We start from the raw sequence: 18,403 nt of genomic DNA, 5'->3' as shown, positions 1-18,403 counted from the left end.
ACTATCTGGTTCCTTCTACAGTGATCATGCCGTCATCCAAGCCAAGACGGTAATGCTGATCACCTTCGTAATAGTGAAGAACAGGGCTCTTTTTGGCGACAGCGCGGATTTGCTCAACCATCTCATCGAGCAACACAATGGCATTCTTGTCGTACTTGTTTGGCCGATAGCCATTGTTGAGCTTGCAGATCAGCTCAAACAGATTGAGGTTGATTGCCATCGGTGCCAAGGGCTGCTCATCAACCTTCAGATAGGCGCTGAAATGATCGTGTTTCTCGACATGCTGGCGCTGAATTGCGCTGTAATCAGCTTTCAGCTCGACAGGTGCCGCGACATGACACTGGCCAAATTGACCAAGAGAAAGCTCACGCTTTGACAACTCAGGGGCATTGCGGTTGGCATAGACAAAAATGGCCGGGATCAGCGCCTTCACATAGAAATTGCGCAAGGCCAGCTGGCTTCCACCCTCCCCAAGGTACTGGCTATGCTGCAGCCAGACGGTGGCATAGTGTTCAAGTACCTGCTCTTCAAAATCGACTTTGAATTGGTGATGGTAGTTATTGCCAAACTCACAGTCCTTAAGCAGATAAAAGAGGCGTAGAAGAGATGCGGCTTGACCCGCTTTATCACGAGGTTCGTTGAACACGATCCCCAGTTTTGCCAGCTCGTCCATAAAGGCATCCAGAGCCTCATCCGGTAGATTCAGCTCATAACGCAGCACAAACTGGTCTACCGCTTGGGTATGAATCAGGGCAGGATCAAAGTCAGCAAGACGCAGGCTTAGCTCGCTGTCTTTAGCCAGAAACAGGTTGTCAAAGAGGTAATGCTCCCCGGCCAGAAGCTGATGGAGCAGATCCAGCAAGGCACGAGTCGTAATGAATTGATCCTTGATCAAACGGGTTTTGAACAGAGTGGTAATGATAATCTCTTGCACGTGCTCATTGGCCAGCAGCCTGAAATTGGCGATGAGGCGCATGTCACGTTGACGTTGCTCATCTGCAAGCGCAATAGCATGAAACAGATTGTCATCGGTTGGCTGGGTTAACCGCTTGAGCAGTTGACGCATAAAGCTTGAATAGCTGCCTGCGTCATCATTAAAACGAAATTTTGGATAGGACTCGAAATCCAGAAAGTGATATGTCCCTTGCGTTCTCTCGCCGCTATCCAAGAAGCGCTCAATCACGCCACGCAGTGCACTGTGCCGCTCAGCCCCTTCTTTGGCAAAGTTGGCCAGCATACCGATGTTGATACCAACAACTAGGGGTTTAGCCCCATCTCCGGCGCGATCAAAGAGTTCGTTTAGCGCATCGATTGCTGATTGATGAGGCGAAAAGCTATGGGTTGCATCCAGATGGAAAGTGCATCTGTTTTTATATTGGTCATAGCTACGTGACAATATTTCAGATTTGCCATCACCACTACTGCCGCATAAAAAAACGCACTCACCAGGCTGCAATGAACGGAGGCACTTCTCAAAGTCATGTTCGATTTCGGGCGTAACGTAGAGATAATCCTTGAGATCATCAAACAGATCTCTCTGACGTTGTGTTGTCGTCTTGACCGAGAAAGAAGAAGATTTAGCCAAGACCCCGAGGGCCTTGCGAAGGGGGATTGAACTCACGATATAACCCTGCCATTTCCATATCAGCAAGATAGTAACCGATTGAATCATTGAGAGACTACTAGAAAGACATGTCTTTGTATGACTCCTTGATGCCCGTCATATCAAACCTCAACTAATTACCAAAACGTGCTCACCATATGCGCACTTTTAATCAAACACCAGCTACAGAACAGGTTTGGTCTACAGTAGCCTCTGAACTTCCAGCTTCGATGTTTTGAAAGCACTCTGAAGAAGATGACGGTCCGTCTTGTTTGTATTTCCTGCTGCCTTCTTTTTCTACAAAACCGGCACCCTCTCCCCCGCCTGCTGGCAGGCCCAGTCGATAAAGGCTTGCGCCTTGGGGTTCTGGCAATTGGGCAGGGTGGCGATGTAGTAGCGCTGGGCGCAGCGCACCGCCATCTCCGGGAAGGGGGCCACCAGCTCGCGCCGTGCCAGCCGCTGGCTCACCAGGTTCTGGCGTCCCATGGCCACCCCGGCGTGGTTCATGGCGGCGATGATGGCGAGATCGGAGCGATCAAACCCCATGCTGCCCCTGCATGCCGAAAGCGACACGCCGGACTGCTCGGCCCAGCTGGACCACTCATCATCGTTGGAATCCTGGCTCCAGGCTTGCCGATCGTGCAGCAGGCGGCAGTGTGCCAGGTTGGCCGGGTTGCCTAGCAGCCCGTGCTGTTCGGCATACTCGGGGCTGCACACCGGCACCATGTACTCGTCCATCAACGGGTGGATGGCGAGCCGCGCAGGCGTCTTGTCGTCGAAGCAGAGGGCGAGATCGATGCCGTAACCATGCAGGTTGATGTTCTCGTTGCCGGTCATGACGTTGAGCTCGATTTGGGGATGCAGACGGGCGAAATCCGCCAGCCGTGGCACCAGCCAGCACTGGGCGATGGAGGGTCGTGAGAAGACGGTCAGGGGGCCCGACAGCTCCTGATGACGGATCTCCAGGATCTCCTGGTTGATGAACTCCAGCGATGACTTGAGCGCCCAGAACACCCGCTGCCCGTCTGCCGTCAGCGCCACCTTGCGGTGAAAGCGCTGGAACAGCTTGAAGCCAAGATCCTCCTCCAGGGCGCTTATCCGGTGGCTCACCGCACTCGGGCTGAGCGCCAGCTCGTCGGCCGCCAGCGCAAAGGAGCCGTGTCTGGCTGCCGCCTCGAAGGTGTGCAGCCTCGCCAGCTGATAGCCGTTGAGCAGCTTGTTGCCCGCGATACGGCTTCTCGCCACCTGGTGATCCTGCTTATACATGACGCCCCCATTGCCCCCTTCAACACATGCGCCGATGATACCGAAAAAGCGTCCCCTTGCATCAGCTCACACCACCCAATATCACCATCAGGTCAACAATGTGATGAATGCAGCACCCTTGCATCAATCCAGCTCATCCAAGACGCTCATTTCATCATTTGTCACGGCCACCTCGTTGGCATTGAATAACGCCAGCCTTATTCCCATGCCGGGGTGCGCCATGAGCGCCTCAACAGGGCTCGGCGCCCCCGGCCGACAGCCATCATGGACCCCATGGCTCTGTGCCAGGTTTGCCACGGTGGGTGCAACCCTGCTGGCACCTGCATGCCCGAATTCAATGACGAAGCCGAGAACACCATGAAAAACATCGACGTATCACAACTCACCCAGCAGTTTCCGCTGCTGCACGCTCTGATCGCGCTGGAACCGGTCAGCTGGTTCAACCCCAAGGCCACCACCCTGGAGGAAGGTCTGCCCCACGTGGGGCTGGATGGCCGCGATGTGGCGGATGCCTCCGCCCGCCTGGCCCGCTTCGCCCCCTACCTGTGTGAAGCCTTCCCCGAGACCCGCGCCAGCAAGGGCATTCTCGAATCCGAGATCGCCGCCATCCCGGCCATGCAGCGCGCGCTGAATGCCCGTTACGGGGTCGAGGTGAGCGGCCGGCTGCTGCTCAAAAAAGACAGCCATCTGCCCATCTCGGGTTCCATCAAGGCGCGTGGCGGCATCTACGAGGTGCTGACCCACGCCGAGCAGTTGGCCATCAAGGCCGGTCTGCTCTGCGAAGAGGACGACTATCGCAAGCTGTTCACGGACGAGTTCCGCCACTTCTTCAGCCAGTACAGCATCGCGGTCGGCTCCACTGGCAACCTTGGCATGTCCATCGGCATCATGAGCGCCCGCCTCGGCTTTCGCGTCACCGTCCATATGTCCGCCGATGCGCGGGAGTGGAAGAAGCGCAAGTTGCGCGAACATGGCGCCATCGTGGTGGAATACGCCGAGGATTACGGGGTGGCGGTGGAGCAGGGACGCAAGGAGGCCGAACGCGACCCCAACTGTTTCTTCATCGATGACGAGAACTCCCGCACCCTATTCCTCGGCTACGCGGTAGCCGGTGAGCGGGTGAAAAAGCAGTTTGATGAAATGGGGATTGTGGTGGACGCCGACCATCCGCTGTTTGTCTACCTGCCTTGCGGTGTCGGTGGCGGCCCCGGCGGGGTGGCCTTTGGCCTCAAGCTTGCGTTTGGGGACAACGTTCACTGCCTGTTTGCCGAACCGACCCACTCCCCCTGCATGCTGCTCGGGGTGCACACCGGCTTGCACGATGCCATTGCGGTGCAGGACCTTGGCATCGACAACCTCACCGCTGCCGACGGCCTCGCGGTGGGACGCGCCTCCGGCTTCGTCGGTCGCGCCATGGAGCGACTGCTGGCAAGTCTCTACACCCTGAGCGATCAGGAGATGTACGACCTGCTGGGACTCTTGGCCCGCGAAGAGCAGATCAGGCTCGAGCCTTCTGCCCTAGCCGGCATGGCAGGCCCGTGGCGTGTCGCGGCCAACCTTGAGTGGCAGGCCGGTCAGGGGCTGGATGTCGCCAAGATGGCCAGCGCTACCCACCTGGTGTGGGCCACCGGCGGCGGCATGGTGCCCGCCGAGGAGATGGAAAAGTACCTGGCCAGCGCCCAGCTCTGATCTTTTTTCAGCCATAAAACCCGCCAGACTGGCGGGTTTTTCTCGTGTGAGATCAGCAAGATGGGATGCATGCTTACGTGTATCGAATGTAGACGGCCAGACAGCTGGACACCCTGAATTGCTGACAATCCCCCCAAGCTGGTTATTTTGTGATACGATAGTGACCGTTTTTTGACATCTGCACCCACGTTGGCGCCCTGTTCGGGCGAGATCGCGACCCAATCCGTTGATCACAACCATCAAGGGCATGCAGAAAAACCGTGGCCTGATGGCCCCGTCCGGCACAAAGCCTGGCGGCGGTCAGCAAGACACACGAGATAAGGAGATCGGGCAATGAAACAATATCAAAGCTGGCTGGGACAATATCTGATGAGTCGCCGTGATGGGGACCACGCCATGGCATCCGAACTCGCCAGCTCCATCTGCGAGTTCTGGCAAACCCAGGGGGACGAGGCCGAGCAGGACAAATGGCAGCAGATCTACCAGCACCATCTGGAACGAACCACCTAATCATCCGAATCCTTGCCTTGCAGCCCCAAACTGCAAGGCTCTCTTTTATCCAGCCCCTTCTTCCCCTCGCCTCCTTTGCTCTCTCACCATGACAGCGCAGATCTGCCTGCCTGCTTCATATCGTTGCCCGCATCCTTTCAACAGGTTACCGGGCAGGGCCGCCAGCCATGTGCAATTTGGCGTCACATCGGCACGTTCGCGCCTTGCCCCTGCCCCTCCCCTTTGTTAGAGTCGCGCGCCGCGCGGCCACCGCGCCCATAACGACAACGCGCGCCCAGAGCGCCAGCAACGAGCGAGAACAATCCATGCGTGAGCGCATCAGACAAGAGTGGTTTGGCAACGTCAGGGGGGATCTGCTGTCGGGCACGGTCGTGGCCCTGGCCCTGATCCCGGAGGCCATCGCCTTCTCCATCATCGCCGGCGTCGATCCCAAGGTGGGGCTCTACGCCTCCTTCTGCATCGCCGTCATCATCGCCTTCACCGGCGGCCGCCCGGCCATGATCTCCGCCGCCACCGGCGCCATGGCCCTGCTGATGGTGACCCTGGTGCGCGAGCACGGCCTGCAATACTTGATGGCCGCCACCCTGCTCACCGGCCTGCTGCAGATCCTGGCCGGCTACCTGCGCCTCGGCGCCCTGATGCGCTTCGTCTCGCGCTCGGTGGTGACCGGCTTTGTCAACGCTCTGGCCATCCTCATCTTCATGGCCCAGTTGCCGGAGCTGACCAACGTCAGCTGGCAGGTCTACGCCATGACCGCAGCCGGGCTTGGCATCATCTACCTGTTCCCGCGCCTGCCGCGCATCGGCACTTTGCTCCCCTCGCCGCTGCTGTGCATCGTGCTGCTTACCGCGGTGAGCGTCGGCCTCGGCCTCGGCCTCGAGGTGCGCACGGTCGGCGACATGGGCGCCCTGCCGGACACCCTGCCGGTCTTCATGTGGCCCGAGGTGCCCCTCAATCTCGAGACCCTGGCCATCATCTTCCCCTACTCCGCCGCCCTGGCCGTGGTGGGGCTGCTCGAATCCCTGATGACCGCCGCCATCGTCGACGAGATGACCGGCACCCGCAGCGATCGCCACCGCGAGTGCAAGGGCCAGGGGCTGGCCAACATCGCCGCCGGCCTGATGGGCGGCATGGCAGGCTGCGCCATGATTGGCCAGTCGGTCATCAACGTGAAATCCGGTGGCCGCGGCCGCCTCTCCACCCTGGTGGCGGGGGCCCTGCTCATCGTCATGGTGGTGTTCCTGGACGAGTGGATCCGCCAGATCCCCATGGCGGCCCTGGTGGCGGTGATGATCATGGTATCCATCGGCACCTTCTCCTGGGGCTCAGTGCTGCGCATGCACAAGACGCCGCTGGCCACCAACCTGGTAATGCTGAGCACGGTGGCCGTGGTGGTAGTGACCCACAATCTGGCCCTCGGGGTGCTGACCGGCGTGCTGCTGGCCTGCCTCTTCTTTGCCCACAAGGTGGCGCGTACCCTGCTGGTGCACAGCGACAGCGAGCGCCACGGCGCCACCCGCACCTACCGGGTGCACGGCCAGGTCTTCTTCGCCAGCACAGAGCAGTTCTGCGCCGGCTTTGATACCGGCGAATCCCTCGAGCGGGTGGTGATCGACTTAAGCGACGCCCACTTCTGGGATCTCAGCGCCGCCGAGGCCCTGACCACGGTGCGCCGCCGCTTCGAGGCAGCCGGCACCGAGGTGCAGCTGACGGGGGTGAGCGACGCCAGCGCCGCCCTGCTCGGCCGCTTCGCCCCGGCGACCTGACCGAACGCCGCTTCAGGCGCCACACGCCCATAAAAAAGGCCAGCCCCCTGGGGCTGGCCTTTTGCATCTTCACAGACTTACATCTGGTCGACCATGTCCTGGGCGAACTGGGAGCAGGAGCGCAGGGTGGCCCCTTCCATCAGACGCTCGAAGTCATAGGTGACGGTCTTGTTGCGGATCGCCGCTTCCATCCCCTTGATGATGAGGTCAGCTGCCTCGGTCCAGCCAATGTGGCGCAGCATCATCTCGGCGGAGAGGATGAGGGAGCCCGGGTTGACCTTGTCCTGACCGGCGTACTTCGGCGCAGTGCCGTGGGTTGCTTCGAACAGGGCCACGCCGTCGCCGATGTTGGCACCCGGCGCGATGCCGATGCCGCCCACCTGGGCCGCCAGCGCGTCGGAGATGTAATCACCGTTCAAGTTCATGCAGGCGATGACGTCATACTCGGCCGGACGCAGCAGGATCTGTTGCAGGAAGGCGTCGGCGATGACGTCCTTGACGACTATGGTCTTGCCGGTTTTCGGGTTCTTGAAGGAGCACCAGGGGCCGCCGTCGATGAGCTGGGCATCGTACTCTTTCTGGGCCAGGGCGTAGCCCCAATCCTTGAAGGCACCTTCGGTGAACTTCATGATGTTGCCCTTGTGCACCAGGGTCACGGAGTCGCGATCGTTGTCGATGGCATACTCGATGGCGGCACGCACCAGACGCTCGGTACCGGCCTTGGACATGGGCTTGATGCCGATGCCGCAGGTCTCGGGGAAGCGGATCTTCTTCACGCCCATCTCGTTTTGCAGGAAGGCGATCACCTTCTTGGCTTCGTCGCTGTCGGCCTTCCACTCGATGCCGGCGTAGATGTCTTCGGCGTTCTCGCGGAAGATCACCATGTCGGTCAGATCCGGGCGCTTGACCGGGCTCGGGGTGCCCTCGTAGTAACGAACCGGGCGCAGGCAGATGTAGAGATCCAGCTCCTGACGCAGGGCCACGTTGAGGGAGCGAATACCGCCACCGACCGGGGTGGTCAGCGGGCCCTTGATGGCCACGCAGTATTCACGAATGAAATCCAGGGTTTCGGCCGGCAGCCAGGCACCTTCGCCATAGACATGAGTCGATTTCTCGCCGGTGTAGATCTCCATCCAGGCGATCTTGCGCTCGCCTTTGTAGGCTTTCTCGACCGCGGCATTCACCACATTCAACATGGCCGGGGTCACGTCCACGCCGATGCCATCCCCTTCGATAAACGGAATGATCGGATGGTTGGGAACCTGCAGCTTGCCGTTGGCATCGACTGTGATTTTCTGGCCCTGGGTCGGGATAACTACTTTGCTTTCCATCGGCATCTCCTAACTTCCGTTTGTTATCAATCTGTAAGTTGCGCGCGGCCATCTTAAGCCCATCCATTGGCAGAATCAAATGGCGAGCACGCATGTCAGACCATAGTCGCGCACTGGATCACAATGCGTCCATTCAGCCTGCTGCGGATCCGAAGCAGCCCCGCCGGCGCCTGAGCTGGGCAGGCTCCGGCGGCATCCCTGCTTATCCCGCCAGCCCCTCGGCCTGCCCCTGCGGCTGGCTGAGCGCCCGGTACTGGGAGGGGGTCAAGCCGGTCTTTTGCTTGAACACCCGGCAAAAATAGTTCACATCGCTGTAACCACAGCGGCTGGCCACCTCTTCGAGGCGAAAGCGGTATTTCTTGAGCATGAACTTGGCCCGATCGATGCGCACCCAGCTGATGTAATCGGCCAGGCGCATGTGCCCCTGCTCGCGAAACAGGTGCGACAAGTGGCTGGCCGAGACGTTGAAGCGATGGGCGATTGAATCCCGGCTGATGGGGCGGTGAAAGTTCTCCTGGATATAGATGCAGATCCCGTGAAACAGCTCGGCCCCCCGCGGCCGCTCGAAGGTGGACTCGGCCAGCAGCTGGCGCACGCTGGTGAGCAGCGCCTGCAGCAGATGATTGTCGGTGGGGGAGCGCGCGGGATCCTCGGTCAGCACGTTGAGCGCCGCCAGTATGTGTTCGTTCACATGGCCGGCCCGGGCCATGATGCTGTGCTTTTGCACGTCAAAGAAATCGGGGTCTTCCCGCCGCTTGCTCACCAGACTGAAGCCCAGCTGACGCTTGCCGAACAGCAGGCTCAGCACCGAGCAGTCGGTGGTCCAGAGCGGCTTGTTCCAGCCGTTGGGGGGGATGTAGAGCGCCTGCCCCGGGGCGATGCAGATCTCCTGGCAGCCCTGCTCCCTGTCCCAGATCTGGTTGCGGTACTCGCCGCTGAACACCAGCTCGAGGCGGGGAAAGTTGACCTGATAGCTGAAACCGGGCGGCACCCCCTGATCCTGGGCAAACCAGATCTGGTCGAAGGGGGCCTGCTCGTGGAGGGCGCCATCGAGCAACTGGCTGAAGACAAGAGACATGCTGATCCTGATCAAGAGAGAGGCAAGCGGTTGCGGTGCCCGCGACCGCCCATGTTATAGTCCGGTCCACGGCAGCAATGCCACCCTTTTCTGCACCCGATTTTCTGCACACCAAATGAGGCATCCCTTATGAGCAGTCGCGATCTGCCCTCTTTTTTGTCAATGCAAAATCCGATTCAAGGCTACGACTGGGGCAGCCATGACGCCCTCACCACCCTGTTCGGCATCCCCAATCCGGCGGGCAAACCCCAGGCCGAGCTGTGGATGGGTGCCCACCCCAACGGCTGCTCCGAGGTAGTGCTGGCCGGGCAGACGCAAAAGCTCTCGACCCTGATAGAGAGCGCCCCCGCCGCCGTACTGGGTGAAGCCACCCAGACCCGTTTTGGCAGCCTGCCGTTCCTGTTCAAGGTGCTGTGCGCCGAGAAGGCTCTCTCCATTCAGGTGCACCCGAGCAAGGCGCAGGCCGAAGCAGGCTTTGCCAAAGAAGAGGCCGCCGGCATCTCGCCCAAGGCCGCCAATCGCAACTACAAGGATCCCAACCACAAGCCCGAGCTGGTGTTTGCCCTCACCCCCTATCAGGCGATGAACGGTTTTCGCGCCATCCCGGCCATCCTGGCGCTGTTCGAGCGGGTCAAGCTGCCTGCCCTTGCCGAGCTGGTTGCCGCCCTCGCCGCCAGCCAGAATGAAGCGGGCCTGCAGCACTTCTTCCACCAGCTGCTGGTGCTGGAAGGGGCGCGCAAGGATGAGGCACTGGCGGACCTGCTGGCCTTTGCCGCCAAGCATCAGGATGAAGAGACCTTTGCGCTGATCACCAGCCTGGCCGCCCAGTACCCGGGGGACGTGGGGCTCTTCTCGCCGCTCTTGCTCAACGTAGTGACCCTGCAGCCCGGTCAGGCGATGTATCTGGACGCCTGCACCCCGCACGCCTATGTGCGCGGCACTGGCCTTGAGATCATGGCCAACTCCGACAACGTGCTGCGCGCCGGACTCACCCCCAAGTACATAGACGTGGCCGAGCTGTTGGCCTGCACCCGCTGCCAGGCCAAGCCGGACGACCAGATCCTGCTTGCCCCCCGCCTGGACGGGGCGGTGCAGCACTTCGAGGTGCCGGTGCCGGACTTCACCTTCAGCGTCTACCCGGCGGGCGAGCATCAGCTCACTACCACTAGCGCCGAGATCCTGTTTGCCATCGACGAGGCCGTGATCCTCAAGCGCGGTGACGACACCCTGCGTCTCGAGAAGGGTCAGTCCGCCTTCATCCCGGCCGCCACCGGCCGCTACCAGCTGCTGGCCGAGGGCCGGGTCGCCCGCGCCGGCAACCGCTGCTAAGCCGGTTCAAATCGAGCCATGACAACAAGGGCCATCCAGGATGGCCCTTGTTGTTGGCAGTGACCGCCACTGTCCACTTCCGCCTTTGCCGACTAATTTCTTGATGTGCGGCATAAAATCATCAGATCCTGCTGTCGCCCTCTGCCGGGTTGGCTATCATGCCCGTCTGGCTATCACATGCCTTGATACCCGCCGGAGCAGCACTGTCAGCCGGCCCCAGTTCAGGAAGAACATCATGAAAGGCTACTGCGGACTATCCGTTTTACTGCTGGCGCTGCTGGGCGGCCCGGTGCACGCCGCCTGCGACAAGGGGGTGGCACTCAGGCTGGCCAAGGCGTTCTGGAGCGAGCACAAGGATTTCTATTACGCCGATCCGGCGCCGCTCAAGGCGCTGCTCACCCCCGACTTTTTCGCCGTGCTGAGCAGCGAGGCCGAGTGCAACGCCGATGGCGAGGTGTGCGCCATCGATGCCGACCCCTGGATCAACGCCCAGGATGGCGAGGTGAGCGAGCCCGTCAGCTTCACCCTGGCCAAGGAGCAAGAGCAAGGGGTAACGGTCAGGATGCACTATCTGTTCGCCCTCTCCGACGCCCAGAAAGAGCCGCAGACCGTCAGCCTCCACTTTCAGAAGAGCGGCGACAACCGCTGCTACCTGATGGATGACTTCATCCCCCCCGGCGATGGTTCCCTCAAACAGCGCCTGCGCCAGTGGCAGAACCACAACGCCATCGAGTTGCAATAAAAAACCCCCGCCATACAGGCGGGGGTTTTGCATTCAGCCGGGCCACACGCATCAGCGCCGGGCCCATGGCGAGGTCACTCCTCTACTGCCTCCGACTGAGGCTCTTCAGCACGGATCTGCTGCAGCTCTTCGACCCTGGCCTGCCATTTGTCGTGGGCCTGTTTGCGCTCCTGTTGCTTGAACTCTTCGCGCATGGTGTCGATATTTTGGGCCAAATTTTCCATCAGGATGTCTCCTTACATCTGGGTGAACATGACAAGTAAAACGGGTTGACGGCACACTCCGCATCAAGGGCGTTGGCCTGTCGGTTCATCAAGTTTGACTTCCGGTTTGCCAAAACTGTCCAACTAAATAAACGATTGGATATGCACAAAGCAATCTAAAAAATGATTAAACGCCTCTCGTAAAACCGTCTAAAGGCGCTCAACAGACTCACTTCCCGCTCCTGTGCATGAGATGTAAACCATTAAATATCAGTATCTTAAAGTGATCTCGTAGCGAGTTCACACGCCCTTTTCAAGGCGCCGATTATGCACTAATTTTTCACGCCCCGTGTTTTCGTCCCTTGCAGCCCCGCCACCATAAGCGCCGCCCAGGGCCAGGCAGCAGCTTTTGCCAACCGGCTCACAGTTTTTCCGCTCGCTAGAGCACACAAATCTCCATCCTTCAGCCCACAAAGAGCAAGCCCTCTAACCGCCGACTGGTGATGAATTGCCCCCACACCAAGAATAATCATCTGTTTTTAAAGCTTTTTTTGTTCATCACCCGCGGTCTTTACTAACCGAACAAAATGCGAGCAGGGTCACAGGCAGGCGCCATCAACACAAAAATCCAGTAAAGGGCACATATGTCCGATTTCGGCCGAGGCACTTGGGAGAAACAATAGGCAGGTCAACCCGTTGCACCACAGTTTCAACAGGACCAGTTCCATTCGGACGGCACCAGCCAGGAGAGAACCATGCTCACCACCCTGATAGATGAAGGATTGATCTGCCTCGATCTTGCGGCCCACGACAAGCAGGCGCTGTTTGTCGAGCTGGCCGAGAGGCTCAAGGCCAGCGGCAAGATAGCCAGTCAGGATCAGTTTGTGCGCGACCTCTGGGCGCGGGAGGCGCTCGACAACACCGGCTTCGAGCAGGGGGTCGCCCTGCCCCACGCCAAGAGCGAGGCGGTGCGAGAGCCTGCCATCGTGGTCGGCATCAGTCGCCAGGGCATCGACTACGGCGCCGAAGATGGCGAGCCCTCCAAGCTGTTCTTCATGATTGCCTCCCCGGCGGGTGGCGCCAACCACCATATCGAGGTGCTGGCCGAGCTCTCCACCAAGCTGCTGGAACCCGGTTTCATCGCCAGCATGCAGGCGGCCACCAGCCACGCCGAGGTACTCACCTTGCTGGCCGCACCAGGGCCGTCCGCAGCCCCTGCCGCCCCCACCCGGGCGCAACCAGCCCAGCCGGCGGAGCCGCAGGAGCGCGGCATCAAGGCCCAGCTCAACACCCTCAAGCAACATTTGCTGTTTGGCACCTCCCACATGATCCCCTTTATCGTGGCGGGGGGCGTGCTGCTGTCGCTGTCGGTGATGATCAGCGGCAAGGGCGCCGTGCCCGAGGCGGGCGTGCTCAAGGACATGGCCGACATGGGGATTGCCGGGCTCACCCTGTTTACCGCCGTGCTGGGCGGCTACATCGCCTACTCCATGGCGGACAAACCGGGCCTGGCCCCCGGCATGATCGGCTCCTGGATTGCCGTGCAGCAGTTTCACACCGGTTTTCTCGGCGCCATCCTGGTGGGCTTTATCGCCGGTCTCATCGTCAACCAGCTCAAACGCATCAAGCTGCCGGATTCCATGAGTTCGCTCGGCTCCATCTTCATCTATCCGCTGATCGGCACCTTCCTGGTGTGCGGCATCGTGATGTGGGTCATCGGCGCCCCCATCGCCGCCATGATGGAGGGGATGAACCATTGGCTCTCCGGCATGGCGGGCTCGGGCAAGGTGATGCTGGGGGCCATCCTCGGCGGCATGACCGCCTTTGACATGGGCGGCCCCATCAACAAGGTGGCCACCCTGTTCGCCCAGACCCAGGTCAACACCCAGCCCTGGCTGATGGGTGGGGTCGGCATCGCCATCTGCGTGCCGCCGCTCGGCATGGCGCTGGCCACCCTGCTCTCGCCCAAACGCTACAAGAAAGAGGAGCATGAAGCGGGCAAGGCAGCCGCCATCATGGGCATGATCGGCATCAGCGAGGGGGCCATTCCGTTTGCCGCCGCCGACCCGGTGCGCGTCATCCCGGCCATCGTCGCAGGCGGCATCGTCGGCAACATCACCGGCTTCATGATGCACAGCATCAACCACGCCCCCTGGGGCGGCTGGATCGTGCTGCCGGTAGTCGAGGGCAAGATGGGCTATATCCTCGGCACCCTGCTCGGTGCCCTCACCACGGCCCTTATCGTCAACCTGCTGAAAAAGCCGGTCAGTGACACCGAAGAGAGCAACGAGCGCCAGGAGGAGTACCAGATCATCGAGGCGGAAGGGGAAGCCGAGGTGCTGGCCATCACCGCCTGCCCCTCCGGCGTGGCCCACACCTTCCTGGCCGCCAAGAGCCTGCAAAAGGCAGCCGCCAAGGCCGGCATCAAGCTGAAAGTGGAAACCCAGGGCGCCAACGGCATCATCAACCGGATCAGCGCCAAGGACGTGGCCAACGCCCGCTGCGTCATCCTGGCCCACGACGTGGCCATCAAGAACAGGGAGCGCTTCGCCCATATCGAGGTCATCGATGTGAAGACCCGGGAGGCCATCCACAACCCGGAGGGGCTGCTGGCCCGCACCCAGCCGGGGCGCCAGGTGGCCTGACAACGAGACTTGAGAGTACCTGCGACAGAAGGGGCCAAGGGCCCCTTCTTTTATCCCGGCATCAGGCTGCAAGCCTTCGTCAGCCGCCCGAACGGGGATGGCGACCTCACCCACAGGATCGATAAGATAGGAGCCATATTGTGCCTTCGCCTGCCAGCCGGCCTGGCGACCACACATGGACGGAGCCTTGCACAGATGGATCTGACGGACGTACGGCTCACCCTACCCGAGTGCCTCGCCCGCCATCCCGAATAAACGCCAGTTGCTGTACCTGCGGTTCGCACAAGGTTCGGTTTCGAAGCCGCGCTATTCTCTGACAGATTCATATATCAACTAGATGAGTGAAGGGACGCCCAGTGAGTAATCGAACAGCCGCTGCCCGTTGGCGCTGGCTTCGCCAACATATAAAAACATTGCGCAATGCTGAGCTGGAACCCGAAGAAAAAGGGACAACTTGGCGCTTTGCGGGATTAGTCGTGGCGGCCATTCCTGCCCTGACAGCAGCAACCTATCTCCTAGGGATGGCCTATCACTATGGCTATACCTTGGCGTTTAACCTGGACTATGCCGAATTTTCCCCGCCGGCAGATTATCTGCTAGCCTTTGGTCTGCTCACGACTCTCAATATGCTCAAACCTTGGATGTGGCCTGTATTGGGTAGCATACTCACAATTTTCTTTATGGCTTTCATCCTAATCACCAGCCCCCGCAGAAGACTCCACCTCACCTGGTTATGGCAAACGTCGAGCTTATACCGCTGGCTGGTAAAACGAGCTAAAAAGCGCCGACGTTACCCCGCGCCTTCTCTTTTCAAGGTATTTGTTTGGATGGTGAATAGTTATGACAAATTTGCCTTCTTGTTGTTATCCGTATTGATCCCCGTCATGGGTGCGCTCTGGTTCTTTGTGAAAGGTGTCGAAGAGGCACAAACACAGATCTCCCGCCTCGAACAAGACAAATGGCCGCAGACAGAGGCCCATAGTCAGTCTCCTCTGCTGGGGGATGAGCCTCATATTCGCATCGCCTGCAACGCTTCCCACTGCGCCTATCGCCTCAAGGGGGGTGATACCCTGATCCTGCGCTTCGATCAGATAGAAGAGACCCGCTATCGGCCTGACAAGGCCGCCTCGAAATAGCAACCGCCGCCCGAGGGCGGCGGTGCGCTATCTGGCCAGCAGCTCTTGCAGCACACCGATCAGGGCATCGAGGCCTTTATCTACTTTTGAACGAGGGCAGCCGACGTTGAGGCGAAGATAGCCCTTGCCTTCGGGGCCATAGGTGTCGCCGCGCATGATGGCGACCCGGTACTTCTCCACCAGCAAGGTTTGCAGCGCATCCATCCGCTCGGTGGCGTCGATGCCAAGGCCGCGCAGGTCAATCCAGGCGAGATAGGTCCCCTCGGGCACCCGATAGTCGATGGCGGGGAAGGCTGCGTTGAGCCGCGCCGCCACCTGGACGAGGTTGCCGTGCAGATAGGCTTTCAGGGCATCGAGCCAGGCAGCGCCGTCTCGATAGGCGCTGATATGGGCCAGCACCCCGAGAATGGGCGGCGATGAGAGGCCATGAGCCGCCTTGAGCCGCTGCAGATAGGCGGCCCGCGCCTCGGCGTTGGCGATAAAGGCGTAGGCACTACCAAGGGCCGGAATATTGAAGGATTTCGAACCCGAGCTCACAAGTGCCCAGTTGTCATCCGGCGCCACCTCGCTCCACGGCAAGTAAGGGGCAAAGCTCATATCCATATGGATGTCGTCCGAGATGACCTTGACCTCGTGACGCTGGCAGATGTCGGCCATCCGGCCCAGTTCATCCCGCGTCCAGACCCGGCCGGTGGGGTTGTGGGGGCTGCAGAGCAGCAAAATCCGGCAATCGGGGCGGGCCGCCTGTTGCTCGAAACATTGCCAGTCTATCTGGTAACTCCCCTGCTCTTTTTTAAGCGGACAGGGCAGCAGCACCCTGTCGTTGGCAGCCAGCATATTGCCGAAGGCGTCGTAGGCGGGGGTATGCACCAGCACCCCCTCCCCCGGCGCCGACCAGAGGCTCACCAGCTGGGCGATGATGTAGATGACCGAGGGGCCGTAGACCAGAGTATCGGGGTCGAGGCAAGCCCCGTAGCGGCTGGCAAACCAGTCGCTCACCGCCCCCTTGAAGTCGTCGTGATTCCAGCGACTGTAGCCAAAGACCCCGTGTTCGAGGCGCCTGGCCAGGGTCTGACGAATACAGGGGGCAGTCTCGAAGTCCATGTCGGAGATGGTAAAGGGGAGCAGGTCGGCGTGGCCGAAGCGGTCGGCCACATAGTCCCACTGGGTGCAGTAGGTGCCGTGGCGATCGACCAGGCGATCAAAATCAAAGGATTCGGTAGTGGGCATCTCTTTCTCGCCAGTAAAAACAGCAATGAACAAGGGGGCTTGGCGCCCCCCGACGCAGGGTAACAGAGGGCCGACTCAGGCCCCCATCAGGCTCTGCAGCTGGTTTTTCACCAGATGGACCTGGGGCCCGATCACCACCTGCAGGTTGTGCTCGTCGAGCTTGATCACCCCGATGGCGCCGTTCGCCTTCAATACCTTGTCATCGACCCGGCTCATGTCCTGCACCGACATCCGCAGGCGGGTAATGCAGTTGTCCAGCGCCAGGATATTGCCGGCGCCGCCCAGGGCATTGAGGATGATTTCGCCGTTGTAGCCGCTGTTGCCTGCCTTCTTGCCCGCGGGTTGAGCAGCCTCGCTGGTCTCGATTTCCCGGCCGGGGGTTTTCAGGTTGAAGCGCACGATGGCGAAGCGGAACACGCTGTAGTAGATGGCAAACCAGATGGCGGCAGCGACCGGTACCAGATACCACTTGGTGGCGGTGCCCTGCAGCACGCCGAACACCAGAAAATCGATGAGGTTGCCGTCGGTGTTGCCGATGGTGACGCCGAGCAGCCCCATGGTCATAAAGCCCAAACCCGTCAGGATGGCGTGAATGACGTAGAGCACGGGCGCCACGAACAGGAACAGAAACTCCAGCGGTTCCGTGATGCCACCGATGACGCAGGCGACCACGCCGGAGACCAGCAGCGCCTTGATCTTGCCGCGATTTTCCGGGCGAGCGCAGTGATACATGGCGAGCGCCGCTCCCGGCAGGCCACCGAGGAAGGCCGGCATCTTGCCCTGAGAGAGGAAGGAGGTGGCCGACACCGAGAACTGAGTGGTGTCGGCGCAGGAGAGCTCGGCGTAGAAAATGTTGAGCGCGCCGCTCACCTCGTTGCCGCACACCAGCGATGTGCCGCCCGCCTCGGTAAAGCGGATCAGCGCCACCAGAATGTGGTGCAGACCGAGCGGCAGCAGCAGACGCTCACCGGTACCGAACAGGAAGGGGCCGAAGGGACCGGCGTGGGAGATGAGCGCCCCTATACCGTTGATGCCGGCGGCGAACCAGGGCCAGACCAGGGGTACCACCAGACCGACCACCCCCAGCACGATGGCGGTGATGATGGGCACGAAGCGGGCCCCGCCGAAGAAGGCGAGCGCATCGGGCATCTTGTAGGTATAGAAGCGGGCGTGGAGCCTCGCGACAATCACCCCGACGATGATGGCCCCCAGAATGCCGGTGTCGATGGAGCTGATGCCGAGGATGGATTTCACCCCGTAGGCCTTCTCCGCCGCTGCGTCACCGATGACGTTGGCGACCGTCAGGTAGAAGTTGATGGAGAGGTTGAGCGCCGCATAGCCGACGAAACCGGCAAAGGCCGCCACCCCCTTCTCTTCGCGCGCCAGCCCCAGCGGAATGGCCACCGCGAACATCACCGGCAGGTAGATAAAGGCCACCAACCCCACCTTGGTCATCCAGAGGAACAGCAGTTGCAGCACGGTATTGTCGAGGAAGGGCATGCTCTGCTTGACCGCATCGCTGGTGAGCGAGCTGCCGACACCGAGCAGAATGCCCGAGAAGGCCAGCAGGGCGACCGGCAGCATAAAGGTCTTGCCGAGGCTCTGCAGGAACTCCCAGATGGTGGATTTGGCGGGGGACTTGGCCATGTGTCAGATCCTTGTGAGGTGAGGGTCATTCGATACGCCTGCCCGGTGGCCTCCCTGACGGATGGCAACGGCGAGCCGTATCTGGTTTTGCTGGATGATAAAACGTTTTATCAACTCACAAGTGCCGACAGGATCACAGAATATAAGTGCTGTCAGGGAAGTGCTTGCAAAACTGTGAGCCGGATCGGCCCGATGGTGATGTAACGTTTCACTCAGGCATATGAGCAG

Annotated in this window: 14 protein-coding genes; 7 read left to right on the top strand and 7 right to left on the bottom strand. The window is 60.5% G+C overall.

Features of this window, described 5'->3' with window-relative positions; translation table 11 throughout:
- Position 1: 1 nt before the first annotated feature.
- On the bottom strand, positions 2-1,621 hold the full coding sequence (gene dptF / locus BN1143_RS09885; protein ID WP_026141823.1) for a DNA phosphorothioation-dependent restriction protein DptF: 1,620 nt from the start codon (positions 1,619-1,621) through the stop codon (positions 2-4).
- 279 nt (positions 1,622-1,900) lie between these two features.
- A complete protein-coding gene (gene dsdC / locus BN1143_RS09880; protein WP_042050413.1) occupies positions 1,901-2,869 on the bottom strand; it encodes a DNA-binding transcriptional regulator DsdC in 969 nt (322 codons plus the stop codon).
- Between the two features lie 357 nt (positions 2,870-3,226).
- Between dsdC and BN1143_RS09875 the strand changes: the two genes are divergently transcribed.
- The 3 genes from BN1143_RS09875 (at position 3,227) to BN1143_RS09870 (ending at position 6,834) form a co-directional block, all read left to right on the top strand.
- Complete coding sequence (locus BN1143_RS09875) at positions 3,227-4,558, top strand: D-serine ammonia-lyase (RefSeq protein ID WP_042050458.1); 1,332 nt, start codon at positions 3,227-3,229, stop codon at positions 4,556-4,558.
- Positions 4,559-4,891: 333 nt separating this feature from the next.
- Complete coding sequence (locus BN1143_RS21920) at positions 4,892-5,068, top strand: hypothetical protein (RefSeq protein WP_005298942.1); 177 nt, start codon at positions 4,892-4,894, stop codon at positions 5,066-5,068.
- A gap of 305 nt (positions 5,069-5,373) precedes the next feature.
- Positions 5,374-6,834, top strand: a complete 1,461-nt coding sequence (locus tag BN1143_RS09870) for a SulP family inorganic anion transporter (protein ID WP_042050412.1) — start codon at positions 5,374-5,376, stop codon at positions 6,832-6,834.
- 77 nt (positions 6,835-6,911) lie between these two features.
- On the opposite strand, the gene icd is transcribed toward BN1143_RS09870, so the two are convergent.
- Both icd and BN1143_RS09860 read right to left on the bottom strand, forming a co-directional pair.
- Complete coding sequence (gene icd, locus BN1143_RS09865; protein ID WP_042050411.1) at positions 6,912-8,165, bottom strand: NADP-dependent isocitrate dehydrogenase; 1,254 nt, start codon at positions 8,163-8,165, stop codon at positions 6,912-6,914.
- Positions 8,166-8,367: 202 nt separating this feature from the next.
- A complete protein-coding gene (locus BN1143_RS09860; protein WP_005298937.1) occupies positions 8,368-9,243 on the bottom strand; it encodes a helix-turn-helix transcriptional regulator in 876 nt (291 codons plus the stop codon).
- A gap of 129 nt (positions 9,244-9,372) precedes the next feature.
- Between BN1143_RS09860 and manA the strand changes: the two genes are divergently transcribed.
- Positions 9,373-10,572, top strand: coding sequence for a mannose-6-phosphate isomerase, class I (manA, locus tag BN1143_RS09855; protein ID WP_042050410.1), 1,200 nt, complete (start codon positions 9,373-9,375; stop codon positions 10,570-10,572).
- Positions 10,573-10,807: 235 nt separating this feature from the next.
- Positions 10,808-11,314, top strand: coding sequence for a hypothetical protein (locus tag BN1143_RS09850; RefSeq protein WP_017766110.1), 507 nt, complete (start codon positions 10,808-10,810; stop codon positions 11,312-11,314).
- Positions 11,315-11,388: 74 nt separating this feature from the next.
- Here the strand turns inward: BN1143_RS09850 and BN1143_RS21915 are convergent, their stop codons facing one another.
- Positions 11,389-11,538 (bottom strand): hypothetical protein, encoded by a 150-nt coding sequence (locus BN1143_RS21915; RefSeq protein WP_005298930.1) that lies wholly within the window; start codon positions 11,536-11,538, stop codon positions 11,389-11,391.
- 734 nt (positions 11,539-12,272) lie between these two features.
- On the opposite strand from BN1143_RS21915, the gene BN1143_RS09845 reads away from it, so the two are divergent.
- Both BN1143_RS09845 and BN1143_RS09840 read left to right on the top strand, forming a co-directional pair.
- Positions 12,273-14,162: a PTS fructose transporter subunit EIIC gene (locus BN1143_RS09845; protein WP_042050408.1), complete on the top strand. Its 1,890-nt coding sequence runs from the start codon at positions 12,273-12,275 to the stop codon at positions 14,160-14,162.
- Between the two features lie 356 nt (positions 14,163-14,518).
- Positions 14,519-15,298 (top strand): hypothetical protein, encoded by a 780-nt coding sequence (locus tag BN1143_RS09840; protein WP_042050407.1) that lies wholly within the window; start codon positions 14,519-14,521, stop codon positions 15,296-15,298.
- A gap of 27 nt (positions 15,299-15,325) precedes the next feature.
- On the opposite strand, the gene BN1143_RS09835 is transcribed toward BN1143_RS09840, so the two are convergent.
- Together BN1143_RS09835 and malX are read right to left on the bottom strand one after the other, a co-directional pair.
- Positions 15,326-16,528: a MalY/PatB family protein gene (locus BN1143_RS09835; protein WP_042050406.1), complete on the bottom strand. Its 1,203-nt coding sequence runs from the start codon at positions 16,526-16,528 to the stop codon at positions 15,326-15,328.
- Between the two features lie 75 nt (positions 16,529-16,603).
- Complete coding sequence (gene malX / locus BN1143_RS09830; protein ID WP_042050405.1) at positions 16,604-18,175, bottom strand: maltose/glucose-specific PTS transporter subunit IIBC; 1,572 nt, start codon at positions 18,173-18,175, stop codon at positions 16,604-16,606.
- Between the last annotated feature and the right edge of the window lie 228 nt (positions 18,176-18,403).

This window comes from Aeromonas dhakensis (assembly GCF_000820305.1).
Classification (GTDB): Bacteria; Pseudomonadota; Gammaproteobacteria; order Enterobacterales; family Aeromonadaceae; genus Aeromonas; species Aeromonas dhakensis.
This window is presented reverse-complemented; position numbering and strand designations above follow the sequence as displayed.

What these genes read in the sequence shown, in the direction of transcription:
- BN1143_RS09835 (WP_042050406.1), bottom strand. Translation starts at nt 16,528, where the DNA reads ATGCCCACTACCGAATCCTTTGATTTTGATCGCCTGGTCGATCGCCAC.
- BN1143_RS09845 (WP_042050408.1), top strand. Translation starts at nt 12,273, where the DNA reads ATGCTCACCACCCTGATAGATGAAGGATTGATCTGCCTCGATCTTGCG.
- icd (WP_042050411.1), bottom strand. Translation starts at nt 8,165, where the DNA reads ATGGAAAGCAAAGTAGTTATCCCGACCCAGGGCCAGAAAATCACAGTC.
- BN1143_RS09875 (WP_042050458.1), top strand. Translation starts at nt 3,227, where the DNA reads ATGAAAAACATCGACGTATCACAACTCACCCAGCAGTTTCCGCTGCTG.
- BN1143_RS09850 (WP_017766110.1), top strand. Translation starts at nt 10,808, where the DNA reads ATGAAAGGCTACTGCGGACTATCCGTTTTACTGCTGGCGCTGCTGGGC.
- dsdC (WP_042050413.1), bottom strand. Translation starts at nt 2,869, where the DNA reads ATGTATAAGCAGGATCACCAGGTGGCGAGAAGCCGTATCGCGGGCAAC.
- BN1143_RS21920 (WP_005298942.1), top strand. Translation starts at nt 4,892, where the DNA reads ATGAAACAATATCAAAGCTGGCTGGGACAATATCTGATGAGTCGCCGT.
- manA (WP_042050410.1), top strand. Translation starts at nt 9,373, where the DNA reads ATGAGCAGTCGCGATCTGCCCTCTTTTTTGTCAATGCAAAATCCGATT.
- malX (WP_042050405.1), bottom strand. Translation starts at nt 18,175, where the DNA reads ATGGCCAAGTCCCCCGCCAAATCCACCATCTGGGAGTTCCTGCAGAGC.
- BN1143_RS09870 (WP_042050412.1), top strand. Translation starts at nt 5,374, where the DNA reads ATGCGTGAGCGCATCAGACAAGAGTGGTTTGGCAACGTCAGGGGGGAT.
- BN1143_RS21915 (WP_005298930.1), bottom strand. Translation starts at nt 11,538, where the DNA reads ATGGAAAATTTGGCCCAAAATATCGACACCATGCGCGAAGAGTTCAAG.
- BN1143_RS09860 (WP_005298937.1), bottom strand. Translation starts at nt 9,243, where the DNA reads ATGTCTCTTGTCTTCAGCCAGTTGCTCGATGGCGCCCTCCACGAGCAG.